Source organism: Pseudomonas sp. NPDC087342, from assembly GCF_044744265.1.
Taxonomy (GTDB): domain Bacteria; phylum Pseudomonadota; class Gammaproteobacteria; order Pseudomonadales; family Pseudomonadaceae; genus Aquipseudomonas; species Aquipseudomonas nunensis.
Genome location: NZ_JBIUXZ010000011.1, coordinates 20,489 through 36,284 on the forward strand (window position 1 = coordinate 20,489; position 15,796 = coordinate 36,284).

13 protein-coding genes are annotated in these 15,796 nt (G+C 61.1%); 12 read left to right on the forward strand and 1 reads right to left on the reverse strand.

All coding sequences use genetic code 11. The annotated features are described in order from the left end of the window. The 8 genes from mreB to tldD all read left to right on the forward strand — a co-directional run. A partial coding sequence (gene mreB, locus ACIOYV_RS20740; RefSeq protein ID WP_401326588.1) for a rod shape-determining protein MreB occupies window positions 1-996 on the forward strand: 996 nt, incomplete at its 5' end. A 141-nt stretch (window positions 997-1,137) separates the two neighbouring features. Further along, a complete protein-coding gene (gene mreC, locus ACIOYV_RS20745; protein WP_401326803.1) occupies window positions 1,138-2,250 on the forward strand; it encodes a rod shape-determining protein MreC in 1,113 nt (370 codons plus the stop codon). Further along, the gene (mreD, locus tag ACIOYV_RS20750) at window positions 2,250-2,741 is read left to right on the forward strand and encodes a rod shape-determining protein MreD (protein ID WP_401326591.1); all 492 of its coding nucleotides are present in this window, start codon (window positions 2,250-2,252) and stop codon (window positions 2,739-2,741) included. Before mreC ends, mreD begins: the two co-directional genes overlap by 1 nt. A gap of 91 nt (window positions 2,742-2,832) precedes the next feature. Then, window positions 2,833-3,429, forward strand: a complete 597-nt coding sequence (locus ACIOYV_RS20755; protein WP_401326594.1) for a Maf family protein — start codon at window positions 2,833-2,835, stop codon at window positions 3,427-3,429. A 57-nt stretch (window positions 3,430-3,486) separates the two neighbouring features. Then, window positions 3,487-4,944, forward strand: a complete 1,458-nt coding sequence (gene rng / locus ACIOYV_RS20760) for a ribonuclease G (RefSeq protein ID WP_054049935.1) — start codon at window positions 3,487-3,489, stop codon at window positions 4,942-4,944. Between the two features lie 75 nt (window positions 4,945-5,019). Further along, the gene (locus ACIOYV_RS20765; protein ID WP_401326599.1) at window positions 5,020-8,823 is read left to right on the forward strand and encodes a YhdP family protein; all 3,804 of its coding nucleotides are present in this window, start codon (window positions 5,020-5,022) and stop codon (window positions 8,821-8,823) included. A gap of 157 nt (window positions 8,824-8,980) precedes the next feature. Next, a complete protein-coding gene (locus ACIOYV_RS20770; protein WP_265043217.1) occupies window positions 8,981-9,829 on the forward strand; it encodes a carbon-nitrogen hydrolase family protein in 849 nt (282 codons plus the stop codon). An 18-nt stretch (window positions 9,830-9,847) separates the two neighbouring features. Further along, complete coding sequence (tldD, locus tag ACIOYV_RS20775; protein WP_054049929.1) at window positions 9,848-11,290, forward strand: metalloprotease TldD; 1,443 nt, start codon at window positions 9,848-9,850, stop codon at window positions 11,288-11,290. Between the two features lie 48 nt (window positions 11,291-11,338). Here the strand turns inward: tldD and yjgA are convergent, their stop codons facing one another. Continuing rightward, window positions 11,339-11,863: a ribosome biogenesis factor YjgA gene (gene yjgA, locus ACIOYV_RS20780; RefSeq protein ID WP_054049927.1), complete on the reverse strand. Its 525-nt coding sequence runs from the start codon at window positions 11,861-11,863 to the stop codon at window positions 11,339-11,341. Window positions 11,864-11,971: 108 nt separating this feature from the next. Here yjgA and pmbA point away from each other — a divergent pair, with 108 nt between their 5' ends. The 4 genes from pmbA (at window position 11,972) to ACIOYV_RS20800 (ending at window position 15,795) form a co-directional block, all read left to right on the forward strand. Then, window positions 11,972-13,318 (forward strand): metalloprotease PmbA, encoded by a 1,347-nt coding sequence (gene pmbA / locus ACIOYV_RS20785; RefSeq protein WP_163908417.1) that lies wholly within the window; start codon window positions 11,972-11,974, stop codon window positions 13,316-13,318. A gap of 244 nt (window positions 13,319-13,562) precedes the next feature. Beyond that, window positions 13,563-13,958, forward strand: a complete 396-nt coding sequence (locus ACIOYV_RS20790; protein WP_163908419.1) for a FagA protein — start codon at window positions 13,563-13,565, stop codon at window positions 13,956-13,958. Continuing rightward, window positions 13,951-15,327: a class II fumarate hydratase gene (locus ACIOYV_RS20795; RefSeq protein ID WP_401326605.1), complete on the forward strand. Its 1,377-nt coding sequence runs from the start codon at window positions 13,951-13,953 to the stop codon at window positions 15,325-15,327. Before ACIOYV_RS20790 ends, ACIOYV_RS20795 begins: the two co-directional genes overlap by 8 nt. A gap of 27 nt (window positions 15,328-15,354) precedes the next feature. Beyond that, complete coding sequence (locus tag ACIOYV_RS20800) at window positions 15,355-15,795, forward strand: hypothetical protein (RefSeq protein ID WP_163908422.1); 441 nt, start codon at window positions 15,355-15,357, stop codon at window positions 15,793-15,795. The last annotated feature ends 1 nt before the right edge of the window (window position 15,796 follow it).

A 15,796-nucleotide genomic window follows, 5' to 3' on the forward strand; every position in this document is an offset into this window, starting at 1 on the left:
ATTGACCTTGGCACTGCCAACACCCTGAATTACGTGCGCGAGCGCGGAATCGTCCTGAATGAGCCATCGGTTGTGGCTATTCGGACACACGGTAACCAGAAAAGTGTCGTTGCTGTCGGCACCGAGGCCAAGCGCATGCTCGGCCGTACGCCGGGCAACATTGCAGCCATTCGTCCGATGAAAGACGGCGTTATTGCCGACTTCAGCGTTTGCGAAAAGATGCTGCAGTACTTTATCAACAAGGTTCACGAAAACAGCTTCCTGCAGCCTAGCCCTCGTGTGCTGATCTGCGTTCCCTGCAAATCCACCCAGGTGGAGCGTCGTGCCATCCGTGAATCGGCCCTTGGTGCCGGTGCGCGTGAAGTGTTCCTGATCGAAGAGCCGATGGCTGCTGCGATCGGTGCCGGCCTGCCGGTTGAAGAAGCACGCGGTTCGATGGTTGTCGATATCGGTGGCGGTACCACTGAAATTGCGCTGATCTCCCTGAACGGTGTGGTTTACGCCGAATCCGTACGGGTTGGCGGCGACCGCTTCGACGAAGCGATCATCACCTACGTGCGTCGCAACTACGGCAGCCTGATCGGCGAATCCACCGCCGAGCGCATCAAACAGGAAATCGGTACGGCCTACCCGGGCGGCGAAGTACGTGAAGTCGACGTACGTGGTCGTAACCTGGCGGAAGGCGTTCCACGCGCATTCACCCTGAACTCCAATGAAGTGCTGGAAGCTCTGCAAGAGTCCCTGGCCACCATCGTTCAGGCTGTGAAAAGTGCCCTGGAGCAATCGCCGCCGGAACTGGCTTCCGATATCGCCGAGCGTGGCCTGGTACTGACCGGTGGTGGCGCCTTGCTGCGCGACCTCGATAAGTTGCTGGCCCAGGAAACCGGTCTGCCGGTGATCGTTGCCGAAGACCCGCTGACCTGCGTGGCTCGCGGCGGTGGTCGTGCCCTGGAAATGATGGATAAACACACCATGGACCTGCTCTCCAGCGAATAAGTCGTTGGGTTGCATCTATGCTGTGAGCGCGCAGGCAGCACTTTGCAGTGCTGCCTGTTGCGTTTATCTTCTGTCAGTCTGCATCCAGGCCGGTTTGATGCCGTATGAATAAAGAGAACATTTGCCTGGGAGGAGCGGCTTATTAAACCGCTTTTCGCCAAGGGCCCCTCACTGGGCGTGCGCTTGTTGGTGCTGGTCGTGCTATCGGTCGCGCTGATGGTCGTCGATGCCCGCTTCACACTGCTCAAGCCAGTGCGTAGTCAGATGTCGCTGGTGCTGATGCAGTCTTACTGGATCACCGACCTGCCGCAGCGGCTATGGCAAGGTGTGGCCAGCCAATTTGGCAGCCGTACCGAACTGGTTGCCGAGAACGAAAAACTCAAGACCGAAAACCTGCTGTTGCAGGGTCGCATGCAAAAGCTTGCCGCCCTCACCGAGCAGAACGTTCGGCTGCGCGAGTTGCTCAATTCCTCCGCGTTGGTCAATGAGAAGGTCGAAGTGGCCGAGTTGATCGGCATGGACCCCAACCCGTTCACACATCGCATCATCATCAATAAAGGTGAGCGCGACGGTGTGATCCTCGGTCAGCCGGTGCTCGACGCCCGTGGCCTGATGGGCCAGGTGGTGGAGTTGATGCCGTACACCTCCCGTGTTCTGTTGCTGACGGATACGACCCACAGCATTCCTGTGCAGGTGAACCGCAACGGTCTGCGCGCGATTGCCAGCGGCACCGGTAATCCTGAGCGCCTCGAACTGCGTCACGTGGCCGACACTGCCGACATTAAAGAAGGCGATCTGTTGGTCAGCTCCGGCCTCGGCCAGCGCTTCCCGGCAGGTTACCCGGTGGCGACGGTCAAGGAAGTGATTCACGATTCTGGTCAGCCGTTTGCCATCGTCCGCGCCGTGCCGACCGCCGCCCTGAACCGCAGCCGTTATCTGTTGCTGGTGTTCAGCGATGGCCGCACCGCGGAAGAGCGCGCCAACGACGCCGCCCAGGCCCAGGAAGCACTGGACCAGCATGGCGGCGGGCCGATCATTCCGGCCACCGTGCCTAAACCGATTCCTGCGGTCGTGCCGACCCCGGCCGTTGCTGCGCCGGCCACCGCGCCAGCCGCCGCAACGCCGGCTGCAACGACACCGGCCAAGCCAGCGGCCACGACCCATCCGGCCAAGCCTGTCGCCAAACCGGCTGCTGCGAAACCCGCTGCCAAACCGCCTGTCTCTGCACCGGCCACCACTAAGGGAAGAGAATAATGGCGGGTGCTACTTCATCCCGAAACGGCTGGATCGTCTGGCTGACTTTCGCCATCGGCCTGCTGCTCAGCGTTTCGCCGTTGCCGCAATTCATGGAAATCCTGCGTCCGCTGTGGCTGGCGTTGCTGCTGGCATTCTGGGCGTTGGCCCTGCCGCAGAAAGTCGGCATGGTCACCGCGTTTTGCCTGGGGCTGGCTGAAGACGTGCTCTATGGCACATTGCTCGGCCAGAACGCGTTGATCCTGACGCTCATCACCTATCTGGTGTTGGCGTTGCAACAGCGCCTGCGGATGTTCCCGATGTGGCAGCAGTGCCTGGTGCTTCTGGTGATCTTCGGCCTCGCCCAACTGGTGCAACTGTGGCTGAGCGCCCTGACCGGTAACCGCCAGCCAACCTTGGCTTTGGTGCTGCCGGCCCTGGTGAGCGCGTTGCTCTGGCCATGGGTCAGCTTCGGTTTGCGTGGTCTGCGTCGGCGCTACAAAATCAATTAATTCGGTCAGGCATGTGCCCGCACCGGTGCCCAGACGCCGCCAAAAAGGAGCAGTACTTGTGAGGCAGGGCACTAAACAGGGAGATGTCTTGATGACGCAGTTATACCTCGCCTCAGGCTCGCCACGTCGCCGTGAACTGCTCACGCAGATCGGCGTGCCGTTCTCCGCCATCAGTGCGGACATCGATGAAACCCCTTTGCACAACGAATCCCCATCGGCCTATGTCGAGCGTCTGGCGCGCGGCAAGGCCGAGGCCGGGCGCCGTACGGTTGTGTCCGACACAGCATTTTGCGTATTGGGTGCGGATACCGCCGTGGTACTGGACGGGAAAATTCTCGGCAAGCCAGTGGACGAAGCCGATGCGTGCGCCATGCTTATGATGTTGTCGGGGCAGGAGCACGAAGTCCTGACGGCGATTGCCGTGCTTGACGGCGAGCGTTGCGAGACTCGAGTGGTGCGCAGCCTGGTACGTTTTCGCAGCATCAGTCGCGAGGAAGCGGCGGCCTACTGGGCCAGCGGCGAACCCCACGACAAGGCTGGCGGCTATGGCATTCAAGGGTTGGGCGCAGTGTTTGTCGCCGGGCTCGATGGCAGCTATTCGGCGGTGGTTGGATTGCCGCTGTGCGAAAGCGCAGAACTGCTCGGCCATTTCGGCATACCCTGTTGGCAAACCCTTAACGCGCGCTGAGCGTCGTACTGACTAGATGCGGCCATTATCGTGAACATGCCTGAACGAGACCCTGCCATGAGTGAAGAGATCCTGATCAACATCACGCCGATGGAATCGCGCGTGGCGGTGGTTGAAAACGGTGTCCTGCAAGAAGTTCACGTCGAGCGCACACAAAAGCGCGGCATCGTCGGCAACATTTATAAAGGCAAGGTTGTGCGGGTATTGCCGGGCATGCAGGCGGCTTTCGTCGACATCGGCCTGGACCGTGCCGCGTTCATTCACGCTTCGGAAATCTCCCTGCGTGAAGGCCCTGCGGTAGAAAGCATCAGCAGCCTGGTGCACGAAGGCCAGAGCCTTGTAGTGCAAGTCACCAAGGACCCGATCGGCTCCAAAGGCGCGCGCCTGACCACGCAGCTGTCGATTCCATCGCGCTATCTGGTGTACATGCCGCGCACGGCGCACGTCGGCATTTCCCTGAAAATCGAAGACGAAGCCGAGCGCGAACGCCTCAAGCAAGTGGTCACCGACTGTGTGGCCAAAGAAGGCATCAAGGAAGCCGGCGGCTTCATTCTGCGCACCGCCGCCGAAGGTGCCGGTGCCGATGAAATCCTCATGGACATCCGCTACCTGCGCCGTCTGTGGGACCAGATCAACGCCCAGATTCAAACCATCGGCGCGCCGAGCGTGATCTACGAAGACCTCGGCCTGGCCCTGCGCACCTTGCGTGACCTGGTGAGCCCGAAGATCGAGAAGATCCGCATCGACTCCCGGGAAACCTTCCAGAAAACCACACAGTTCGTCGCCGAACTGATGCCGGAAATCGCTGATCGCCTTGAGCATTATCCGGGCGAGCGGCCGATTTTCGACCTGTACGGCGTCGAAGACGAAATTCAGAAAGCCCTGGAGCGCAAGGTGCCGCTCAAGTCTGGTGGCTATCTGGTGGTGGACCCGGCGGAAGCCATGAGCACCATCGACGTCAATACCGGCGCGTTCGTCGGCCATCGCAATCTCGAAGAAACCATCTTCAAGACCAACCTCGAAGCTGCCACCGCCATCGCTCGTCAGCTGCGCCTGCGCAACCTCGGCGGGATCATCATCATCGACTTCATCGACATGGAAGACGAAGAGCACCAGCGCCAGGTATTACGCACGCTCGAGAAGCAACTGGAACGCGATCACGCCAAGACCAACATCATCGGCATCACCGAGTTGGGCCTGGTGCAGATGACTCGCAAGCGCACCCGCGAAAGTCTTGAACAAGTGTTGTGCGAGCCGTGCAGCAGTTGTCAGGGGCGCGGCAAGCTGAAGACTCCGGAAACGGTCTGCTACGAAATTTTCCGCGAAATCCTCCGCGAAGCCCGCGCCTATCAGGCGGAAGGCTATCGTGTATTGGCGAATCAGAAAGTAGTGGATCGCTTGCTCGACGAAGAGTCGGGTAACGTTGCCGAACTGGAAGGGTTCATCGGTCGCACCATTCGTTTTCAGGTCGAAACCATGTATTCCCAGGAACAATACGACGTGGTGCTGCTCTGAATCTCCAGGTTTCACCGCGACTAGAACGGCTGGCCTCAGCTTTTTGCAGTATTTTTGCCATGGGAGCCACCTGACATGGACCGTCTGACACGCATTTTGGCCGCACTGACCCGCTGGGGACTGGGCCTGTGTGCGTTGGTTCTGGTGCTGATGGCGTTGTACGTCAGCCTCGGTCGGGAACTGACGCCGCTGGTGGCCGAATACCGCGCCGACGTCGAGACCAAGGCCAGTGCCGCGCTGGGCATGCCCCTGCAAATCGGCAAGCTTGAGGGCAACTGGAGCGGTTTTGCACCCATTCTGCTGGCCCACGACGTGACGGTCGGCGCGGGCACCAATGCCCTGCGCCTGGATAACGTGCGTGCCGTGCCAGACCTTTGGGCCAGCCTGTTGGCTCGCGAAGTGCGCATTGCTCACCTGGAACTCAACGGCCTGAAGATCAGCCTCAAGGAAGGCGAGGATGGTAAATGGGCGCTGGAAGGTCTGCCGGTGCAGCAAGATCAGCCAATGGACCCGGAGCAATTGCTCAATCGCATGCAGATGGTCGAACAGCTGTCGATCCTCGATAGCCAGATCACCTTGCAACCGGTGGATCATCCTCCGCTGACGTTGACCTACGTTGGCATCAATCTGAAAACCGGCGCCTCTCGTCAACGCCTCGACGCGCGCCTGACCCTGCCCGATGGTCAACCCGTGGCCATGAGCCTGCGCACCCGCGTGCGGGCCAGCGCCTGGAAGGACGGAGCGGCGGAGGCTTACCTGAGCCTGCCGCAAAGCGATTGGTCGAAATGGTTGCCCGGCCGCTTGACCCAGCAATGGAATTTCTCCGAGATCAAGGCCGGTGGCGAGCTGTGGCTGAACTGGGACAAAGGCGCTGTGCAAAGCGCGGCGATTCGCCTGAATGCTCCGCAAATCAAGGGTGCCTACGCCGAGCGTAAGCCGATCCAGCTCAACAACCTGGCGATCAACGCTTACTTCCAGCGCAGCGACGAAGGCGCCCTGGTGACTCTCGATTCCCTGTCGATGAATTTTGGTGACACCCGCTGGGAAACCCATCTGCAACTCAAGCAAAGCGTCGCCACTGACAAAAACGAAGAACTCTGGCACCTGCAAGCCGATCGACTGGACCTGACCCCGCTCACGCCGCTGCTCAATGCGCTGGGACCGTTGCCTGAAGGCGTGGCCACCGCAGTGGATAAACTCAAGGTCACCGGTGCATTGCGTAACGTGCTGATCGACATGCGGCCCAACGCCACCGACGACAGCAAATTCAGTTTCGCCGCCAACCTGGAGCGGGTCGGTTTCGACGCCTATCACGGCGCACCGGCGGCGCGAAATGTCAGTGGCAGCATCAGCGGCGACCTTGGTCACGGCGAGTTGCGCATGGACAGCAAGGATTTTTCCCTGCACCTGGACCCGATTTTCGCCAAGCCATGGCAATACATTCAGGCCAATGCCCGGCTGACCTGGAAGCTCGATAAAGAAGGCTTCACCCTGATCGCGCCGTACCTGAAGGTACTCGGCGAAGAGGGCAAGATTGCCGGCGATTTCCTGATCCGCCTGCATTTCGACCACACCCAGGAAGACTACATGGACCTGCGGGTCGGCCTGGTGGACGGCGACGGCAAATACACCGCCAAGTACCTGCCGACCGTGCTCAGCCCGGCGCTGGACGAATGGCTGCGCACGGCAATCCTCAAAGGCGCGGTGGACCAGGGCTTCTTCCAGTACCAAGGCTCGCTGAACCATGGCGCCGAAGATACCGCGCGCAGCATCAGCCTGTTCTTCAAGGTGCACGACGCCGAACTGGCGTTCCAGCCGGGTTGGCCGCATGTCAGCAAGGTCAGTGGCGATGTGTTTATTGAAGACAGCGGCGTGCGCATTCTGGCCAGCAAAGGCCAGTTGCTCGACACCCAGGTCAGCGATGTCTACGTCAATATTCCGCACGCGCCGGCCGGGCAGAACGTCCACATGTTCCTCGATGGGGGGTTTGCCGGCGGCTTGGGCGATGGCCTGAAGATTTTGCAGCAAGCACCGATCGGCACCGCCGACACCTTCGCCGGTTGGGAAGGCGAGGGCGATTTGCAGGGCAAACTCAAGCTCGATATCCCGCTGGCCAAGGGCGACCAGCCAAAGATTATTGTCGACTTCAAGACCAACAAGGCGCGGCTGAAACTGGCCGAACCGACGTTGGAACTGACGCAGCTCAAGGGCGATTTCCGCTTCGACAGCAGCAAGGGCCTGAGCGGGCAGAACATCACTGCGAAGGCGTTCGACAAGCCGGTCACTGCGCAAATCTTCGCCGATGGCAGTCCGGGCAGGCTCGATACCCGGGTCACCGCTTCCGGTCAGGTCGAGGTGAAGAAACTCACCGACTGGCTGAACGTGACCCAGCCGTTACCGGTATCCGGCATCGTTCCCTATCAGCTGCAACTGAACCTCAACGGCGCCGACAGTCAATTGATCGTCAGCTCTAACCTCAAAGGCGTCGCCGTCGATTTGCCGGCGCCGTTCGGCATGGCGGCGGACGTGGGCCGTGACACGGTGTTCCGCATGACCCTGCAAGGGCCGGAGCGGCGTTATTGGGTCACCTATGGCGATCTGGCGAACTTCACGTTCGCAGCACCCTCCGGTAATTTTGCCGACGGTCGCGGCGAATTGTTTCTCGGTGGCGGCAATGCCGTGTTGCCGGCGAACAAAGGCCTGCGCGTCAGTGGCGTGCTGTCGGAGCTGGATGTCGGCCCGTGGAAGGATCTGGCGGACAAGTATGCCGGCCAGGATCCGGGCGGCAGTGCCAAGCAGTTGCTCAGCGGCGCGGACTTCAAGGTCGACAAGCTCAGCGGTTTCGGTACAACCCTCGATCAAGCCTCGGTGCAGTTGACCCGCAAGCCGTCAGCCTGGGCTTTGCAACTCGACAGTCAGCAGGCCAAGGGCAATGTGAACATCCCCGACGCGAAAGCCGCGCCGATTGCGATCAATCTGCAATACGTGCGGTTGCCGGCACCCGATCCGACCGTGCTGGCCGACGAAAACTCGCCAGACCCCTTGGCGTCCGTGGACCCGAGCAAGATCCCGGCGCTGGATATCACGATCAATCAGCTGTTCCAGGGCACTGACCTGGTGGGCGGCTGGTCGCTGAAAGTCCGGCCAACCGCCAAAGGCATCGCGCTTAATACGCTGGATATGGGCCTCAAAGGCATCCTGTTGCAGGGCAGCGGTGGCTGGGAAGGCACGCCGGGCGCCACCAGCAGTTGGTATAAGGGCCGGATCAGCGGCAAAAACCTCGCCGATGTGCTCAAGGGCTGGGGCTTTGCGCCGAGCGTGACCAGTGAAGAGTTTCACATGGACGTCGACGGTCGCTGGCCCGGTTCTCCGGCGTGGCTGGCCACCAAGCGTTTCTCCGGCAGCCTCGATGCTTCGCTGAATAAAGGTCAGTTCGTTGAAGTCGAGGGCAGTGCCCAAGCGTTGCGGGTGTTCGGCTTGCTCAACTTCAACTCCATCGGCCGCCGCCTGCGCCTGGACTTCTCCGACCTGTTTGGCAAAGGCCTGAGTTACGACCGGGTCAAAGGCCTGCTGGTGGCTAGCAACGGGGTTTACGTGACCCGCGAGCCGATCCTGTTGACCGGTCCGTCGAGCAACCTTGAGCTCAATGGCACGCTCGATCTGGTCGGCGATCAGGTCGATGCCAAGTTGCTGGTGACGTTGCCACTGACCAACAACCTGCCGATTGCCGCGCTGATTGTCGGCGCGCCGGCCATTGGTGGCGCGCTGTTCCTGATCGACAAACTGATTGGCGACCGCGTGGCGCGTTTTGCCAGCGTCAAATACACCGTCAAAGGCCCATGGAAAGAACCGAAGATCACCCTGGACAAGCCTTTTTGAAAAGCCTCCTCTGCGTTTGATGGAGTAGCATGGCGCTTACCTCTGTAGGAGCGAGGCTTGCCCGCGAAGGCGTCTTTCCTGACACACCGTGGTGCTTCGGTTCGCGGGCAAGCCTCGCTCCTACAGGTCTTGTGTTGATTCGAATAGGGAAATGGCCATGTCTGTAGCGGTGATTCAAATGGTCAGCCAGAGCGATGTGCTGGCTAATCTGGCCCAGGCCCGTCGTCTGCTTGAACAAGCGGCGAACGCTGGCGCGAGGCTCGCGGTGCTGCCGGAAAACTTCGCGGCCATGGGCCGTCGCGACATCGCCGATATCGGTCGCGCCGAAGCGTTGGGTGAAGGTCCGATCCTGCCGTGGTTGAAACAGACCGCCCGCGCCCTCAAGTTATGGATAGTCGCCGGCACTTTGCCGTTGCCGCCGGTGGATCAGCCGATGGCGAAAGTGCATGCCTGCTCGCTGCTGGTGAATGACCAGGGCGAAACCGTTGCACGGTATGACAAGTTGCACCTGTTCGACGTCGACGTAGCGGACAATCGCGGGCGTTACCGTGAATCCGATGACTATGCTTATGGCAGTGGCGTGGTGGTGGCAGACACGCCCGTCGGTCGGGTCGGCCTGACGGTGTGTTATGACCTGCGCTTCCCTGAGCTGTACAGCGAATTGCGTGCCGCCGGAGCGGAGCTGATCACCGCGCCGTCGGCCTTCACCGCCGTGACCGGCGCGGCCCATTGGGATGTGCTGATCCGCGCACGGGCCATCGAAACCCAGTGTTATGTACTCGCGGCCGCCCAGGGTGGTACCCATCCGGGGCCGCGTGAAACTTATGGACACGCTGCCATTGTCGACCCGTGGGGTCGCGTGGTGGCGCAACAGGATCAAGGCGAGGCCGTGCTGCTGGCCGAACGCGATAGCAGCGAACAGGCGTCGATCAGGGCGCGGATGCCGGTGTCCAGTCACCGGCGCTTTTTCTCGCAGGGCGCCCAGCGACCTGCCTCAGAACGATGAATTTAAGGCGTAAAGCATATGAGCGAGTTGTTGTCCTCAGTCAGTGACCACCTGTTAGCGCCCGGCGGCGTGACCATCGAGAGCCTGCAAAGTGTGCTCGGTGATCTGGCCGGCCCGGGTATCGATGCTGCCGACCTGTATTTCCAGGGCCAGATTTCCGAGTCCTGGGCGCTGGAAGACGGGATCGTCAAGGAAGGCAGCTTCAACCTCGACCAAGGCGTCGGCGTGCGCGCGCAATCGGGTGAGAAAACCGGTTTTGCCTACAGCAATGCCATCACCCTCGAAGCGCTCGGCGCGGCGGCGCGTGCGGCCCGTTCGATTTCTCGTGCCGGGCAGAACGGCACGGTGCAAGCATTCACCACTCAGGACGTCGCCCAGTTGTACGGGCCGGACAACCCGCTGGAAGTGATGACCCGCGCCGAGAAAGTCGACCTGCTCAAGCGTATCGACGTCGCGACTCGCGCCCTCGACCCGCGTATCCAGCAAGTCACCGTGAGCATGGCCGGGGTCTGGGAACGCATTCTCGTGGCGTCCACCGACGGCAGCCTGGCGGCAGATGTGCGGCCGCTGGTGCGCTTCAACGTCAGCGTGATCGTCGAGCAGAATGGCCGTCGCGAGCGCGGCGGTCATGGCGGCGGCGGTCGTACCGATTACCGTTATTTCCTCAGCGATGACCGCGCCATGGGTTATGCCCGTGAAGCCTTGCGTCAGGCGCTGGTGAACCTGGAAGCGATTCCGGCGCCGGCCGGTACGTTGCCGGTGGTGTTGGGTTCGGGCTGGTCTGGTGTGCTGCTGCACGAAGCCGTCGGCCATGGCCTGGAAGGCGACTTCAACCGCAAGGGCAGTTCCGCGTATAGCGGGCGCATGGGTGAGATGGTGGCCTCCAAGCTGTGCACCATCGTCGATGACGGCACCCTGGCCGGTCGCCGTGGTTCGCTGAGCGTCGATGACGAAGGCACCCCGACCGAGTGCACCACGCTGATCGAAAACGGCGTACTCAAAGGCTATATGCAGGACAAGCTCAACGCGCGCCTGATGGGCGTGGCCCGCACCGGTAACGGTCGCCGTGAATCCTACGCGCACCTGCCGATGCCTCGGATGACCAACACCTACATGCTGGCCGGCGAAAGCGATCCAGAAGAAATCATCGCTTCGGTAAAACGCGGCATCTATTGCGCCAACCTCGGCGGCGGTCAGGTGGACATCACCAGCGGCAAATTCGTGTTCTCCACCAGCGAGGCGTACCTGATCGAAGACGGCAAGATCACTGCCCCGGTCAAAGGCGCGACGTTGATCGGCAACGGGCCGGAAGCCATGAGCAAGGTGTCGATGGTCGGTAACGATCTGTCGCTGGACAGCGGTGTGGGGACATGCGGGAAGGATGGGCAGTCGGTGCCGGTGGGTGTCGGCCAGCCAACGCTGAAAATCGATGCGATCACTGTGGGTGGCACAGGATCGTAAGGGATGGAGCTTCGGGCGAGTTGCGTGGCAACCCGCCCGATTCGGGACTTAACGCAGACCGCGTTGAGTCTCGTCCAGCTCACGGATGTACTTGAAGATTTTACGGCTCGATGCCGGTGGCTTGTTGGTCGCCAGTTCGTGCTGGGCCTGACGGATCAGGGAGCGCAACTGTTGACGATCAGCCTCCGGGTAGTCGAGCACGAACTTCTCCAGGACTGCATCGTCGCCCGCGATCAAGCGATCGCGCCAGCGTTCCAGGCCATGGAAACGTTCGTTGTACTGCCGGGTGGAGGCATCGAGTTGATCGAGCAACATCAGAATGGCGTCAGTGTCCTGATCGCGCATCAGCTTGCCGATGAACATAAGGTGCCGTTTACGCGCGATATTCGCGGTGTGCTTGGGCGCATCGGCCAGGGCCCGGCGCATAGCGTCGGTCAACGGCAGTTTTGCCAGCAAGTCAGGCTTGAGCGTTGTAAGGCGTTCGCCGAGGTCAACCAGAGCATGCAGCTCGCGTTTGACCTGGGATTTGCTTTTTTCTCCCGTATCGAGGGAGTCGTCGTAAGAATCAACCATGGTGGCCGTCCGCAAAGAAACGCCGCCATGATAACCAGTCGGGGGCCGCTTGTCCGGCCCGGTCGCTCGAAGGCCCCAGCCGAAAGCAGAATTTGAGTGGAGAACAGCATGAGTGCAGTTGAAAGCGTCGGCCCACAAGCGTTGCCGGCACTGCAAGAGCAAGTCGAGCAGATCATCGCTGAAGCCAAGCGCCAGGGTGCCAGTGCCTGTGAAGTCGCGGTGTCGCTGGAGCAGGGCCTGTCCACGTCGGTGCGTCAGCGGGAAGTCGAAACCGTCGAATTCAACCGCGATCAAGGCTTCGGCATTACCTTGTACGTCGGTCAGCGCAAAGGCTCGGCCAGCACCTCGGCCAGCGGTCCCGACGCGATTCGCGAAACCGTGGCCGCCGCGCTCGCCATCGCCAAGCACACCTCTGAAGACGAAGCTTCGGGCCTGGCAGACGCCGCGCTGATGGCCAAGGATCTGCAGGATTTCGACCTGTTCCACGAATGGGACATCACCCCCGAGCAAGCCATCGAAATGGCCCTGAGCTGCGAAGCGGCGGCGTTTGCCACCGACAGCCGGATCAAGAACGCTGACGGCACCACCCTCAGCACGCATCAGGGCTGTCGCGTGTATGGCAACAGCCACGGGTTTATCGGCGGTTACGCATCGACCCGCCACAGCTTGAGTTGCGTAATGATCGCCGAGGCCGAAGGCCAGATGCAGCGCGATTACTGGTACGACGTGAGCCGTCAGGGCAGCTTGCTGGCCGACCCGGTGAGCATCGGTCAACGCGCCGCACAACGAGCGGCGAGCCGTCTGGGCGCGCGTCCGGTGCCGACTTGCGAAGTGCCGGTGCTGTTTTCGGCGGAACTGGCCGGTGGTTTGTTCGGCAGCTTCCTGTCGGCGGTGTCCGGCGGCAGCCTGTACCGCAAATCGTCGTTCCTTGAAGGCACCCTCGGGCAGAAACTGTTCCCGGAATGGCTGACCCTCGATGAGCGTCCGCACTTGATGCGCGCGATGGGCAGTTCGGCGTTCGATGGCGATGGCCTGGCGACCTACGCCAAACCGTTCGTCGAAAATGGTGTGCTGGTGTCGTACATCCTCGGCACCTATTCCGGTCGCAAACTGGGCATGCCGAGCACCGCCAACGCCGGAGGCGTGCACAACCTGTTCGTCACCCATGGCGACGAAGACCAGGCCGCGCTGCTGCGCCGCATGGGCCGTGGCTTGCTGGTCACCGAACTGATGGGCCAGGGCCTGAACATGGTGACGGGCGATTACTCCCGTGGCGCGGCGGGTTTCTGGGTCGAAAACGGCGAAATCCAGTTCGCGGTCCAGGAAGTGACCATCGCCGGCAACATGCGCGACATGTTCAAGCAGATTGTTGCGGTCGGGAATGACCTGGAACTGCGCAGCAACATTCGCACCGGTTCGGTGTTGATCGAGCGGATGACGGTGGCGGGGAGCTAAGCCCCGACCGTTAAAAAAAAGGCGCGCCATCCCATCGGATGGCGCGCCTTTTTTATGGTGTTGCATCGCCCCTGTGGGAGCGAGCTTGCTCGCGATGGCGGCGTGTCAGACGACACACATGTTGAATGTGCGATCGCCATCGCGAGCAAGCTCGCTCCCACAATGGACCTCATCTGTTTTACGGGGTTGTTTTGGTTCTCATTATCATCTAATAATAAATCTCATTACCGAATGAGCCCGGATTATGAGTTCTGCCTTGCACGAGCAGCCGTACCTCGAAAGCTGGCGCTGGATGAGTCGCCAGATCCGTTGCGCGATGGATCCCGATGAGCCGCGCCTGATCGAACATTACCTGGCCGAAGGCCGGTATCTGGCCTGTTGTACGGCAACCTCGCCCTGGACCATCGCTGAAACTTCCTTCCGTTTGCTGCTCGACACCGCCGCCGATGTTGCGCTGCCGTGGCACTGGCGCACCTATTGTCTCGACCAGGCCTGGCGCCCGTTGCGCGAACTCGAACGTCTCTCCCTGTGTAAATGCCGGCTCAAACGCTGGCAGAGCTACACCTGGCAACTGGCGACCTGCGAGTTGCAGCCCTCGATTCCCCTCATAGAACTGGTGCAAGGATTTCCCGATGAGTAACACTCGTATCGAACGCGACAGCATGGGCGAGCTGCAAGTCCCGGAAGCCGCCCTCTACGGCGCACAAACCCAACGTGCAGTGGATAACTTCCCGATCAGCGGCAAACCGATGCCGGTGCAATTCATTCGCGCGTTGATCCTGGCCAAGGCTGCCGCCGCCCGGGCCAACGTCGAACTCAAGCAGATCAGCGAGTCCCAGGGCAAAGCCATCGTCGATGCGGCGCAAGGCTTGCTCGAAGGCGACTTCATGCAGCATTTCCCGGTGGATATCTTCCAGACCGGTTCCGGCACCAGCTCCAACATGAACGCCAACGAAGTGATCGCCACTCTGGCCAGCCGTTTGCTCGGCGAGCCGGTGAACCCCAACGATCACGTCAACTGCGGCCAGAGCAGCAACGACATCATCCCGACCACCATCCACGTCAGTGCCGCGCTGGTCTTGCATGAACAATTGCTGCCGGCGCTGGTGCATCTGGTGCAAGTGATCGAGCACAAGGCCGAGCAGGTCCATCACCACGTCAAAACTGGCCGTACGCACTTGATGGACGCCATGCCCGTGCGCATGAGCCAGGTGCTGAATGGCTGGGCGCAACAGCTCAAGGCGAATATTGGCCACCTGCAAGATTTGCTGCCGAGCCTGCAATCCCTGGCCCAGGGCGGCACCGCAGTCGGCACCGGGATCAACGCGCATCCGCAGTTCGCGGCGTTGTTCAGTCAGCAACTGAGCAAACTGACCCAAGTGCAATTCCAGCCAGGCAAGGACCTGTTTGCGCTGATCGGTTCCCAGGACACGGCGGTTGCGGTGTCCGGTCAGCTCAAGGCCACCGCCGTGTCGCTGATGAAAATCGCCAACGACCTGCGCTGGATGAACTCCGGGCCATTGGCCGGCCTCGGCGAAATCGAACTCGAAGCGTTGCAGCCGGGCTCGTCGATCATGCCGGGCAAAGTCAACCCGGTGATCCCGGAAGCCACGGCGATGGTCGCCGCTCAGGTGATCGGCAACGACACCGTGATCACGATCGCCGGTCAGTCGGGCAACTTCGAACTCAACGTGATGCTGCCGATCATTGCCCAGAACCTGCTGAGCAGCATCGAGTTGCTGGCCAACTCCAGCCGCCTGCTGGGCGACAAAGCCATCGCCAGCTTCAAGGTCAACGAGGCCCGGATCAAGGAAGCGCTGGCACGCAATCCGATTCTGGTCACCGCACTCAACCCGATCATCGGTTACCAAAAAGCCGCGGAGATCGCCAAGAAGGCGTATCAGCAGGGCCGTCCGGTGATTGATGTCGCCCTGGAACACACCGACCTGTCGCGCAGCCAACTGGAAGAGTTGCTCAACCCAGAGAAGCTCACCGCAGGCGGCGTGTAATCACCGCTACCGCTTTGGAGGCACACCATGGAGCACTGGAAACGCACGATCGAAAGGGCCAATCGCCATTTCATGCAGGGCGAGTTCGTCGATGCCCGCGAGGCTTACTTGCAGGCACTGGCGCTGGCCCAGGTGTTGTTCGAGCGCTGGGCGGATGCCGACGAAGCGGTGGCCGCTTGCGTGATTTCCCACCACAACCTGGCGGACCTGCATTTGCGTCTGAACCAGCCGGAGGAGAGCGCCGAGTACCTGTGCGCGATCCATCAACGGTTGTTGCAGACCATGCAGGACCCGCGGCTGGCCCCGGCCTTGCGCGAGGCCGCGCTACGCCAGAGCAGCAAAACCTACGTCGAATTGCTGAATTTCATCAGTGAACATGGCGAGTACCCGCGCACCCATCGTTTGCTGCATATGGATGCTGCGTCGCCCCGGCATCAGCCTGTCCCCCTTCAACATGGAGTCCATTGAA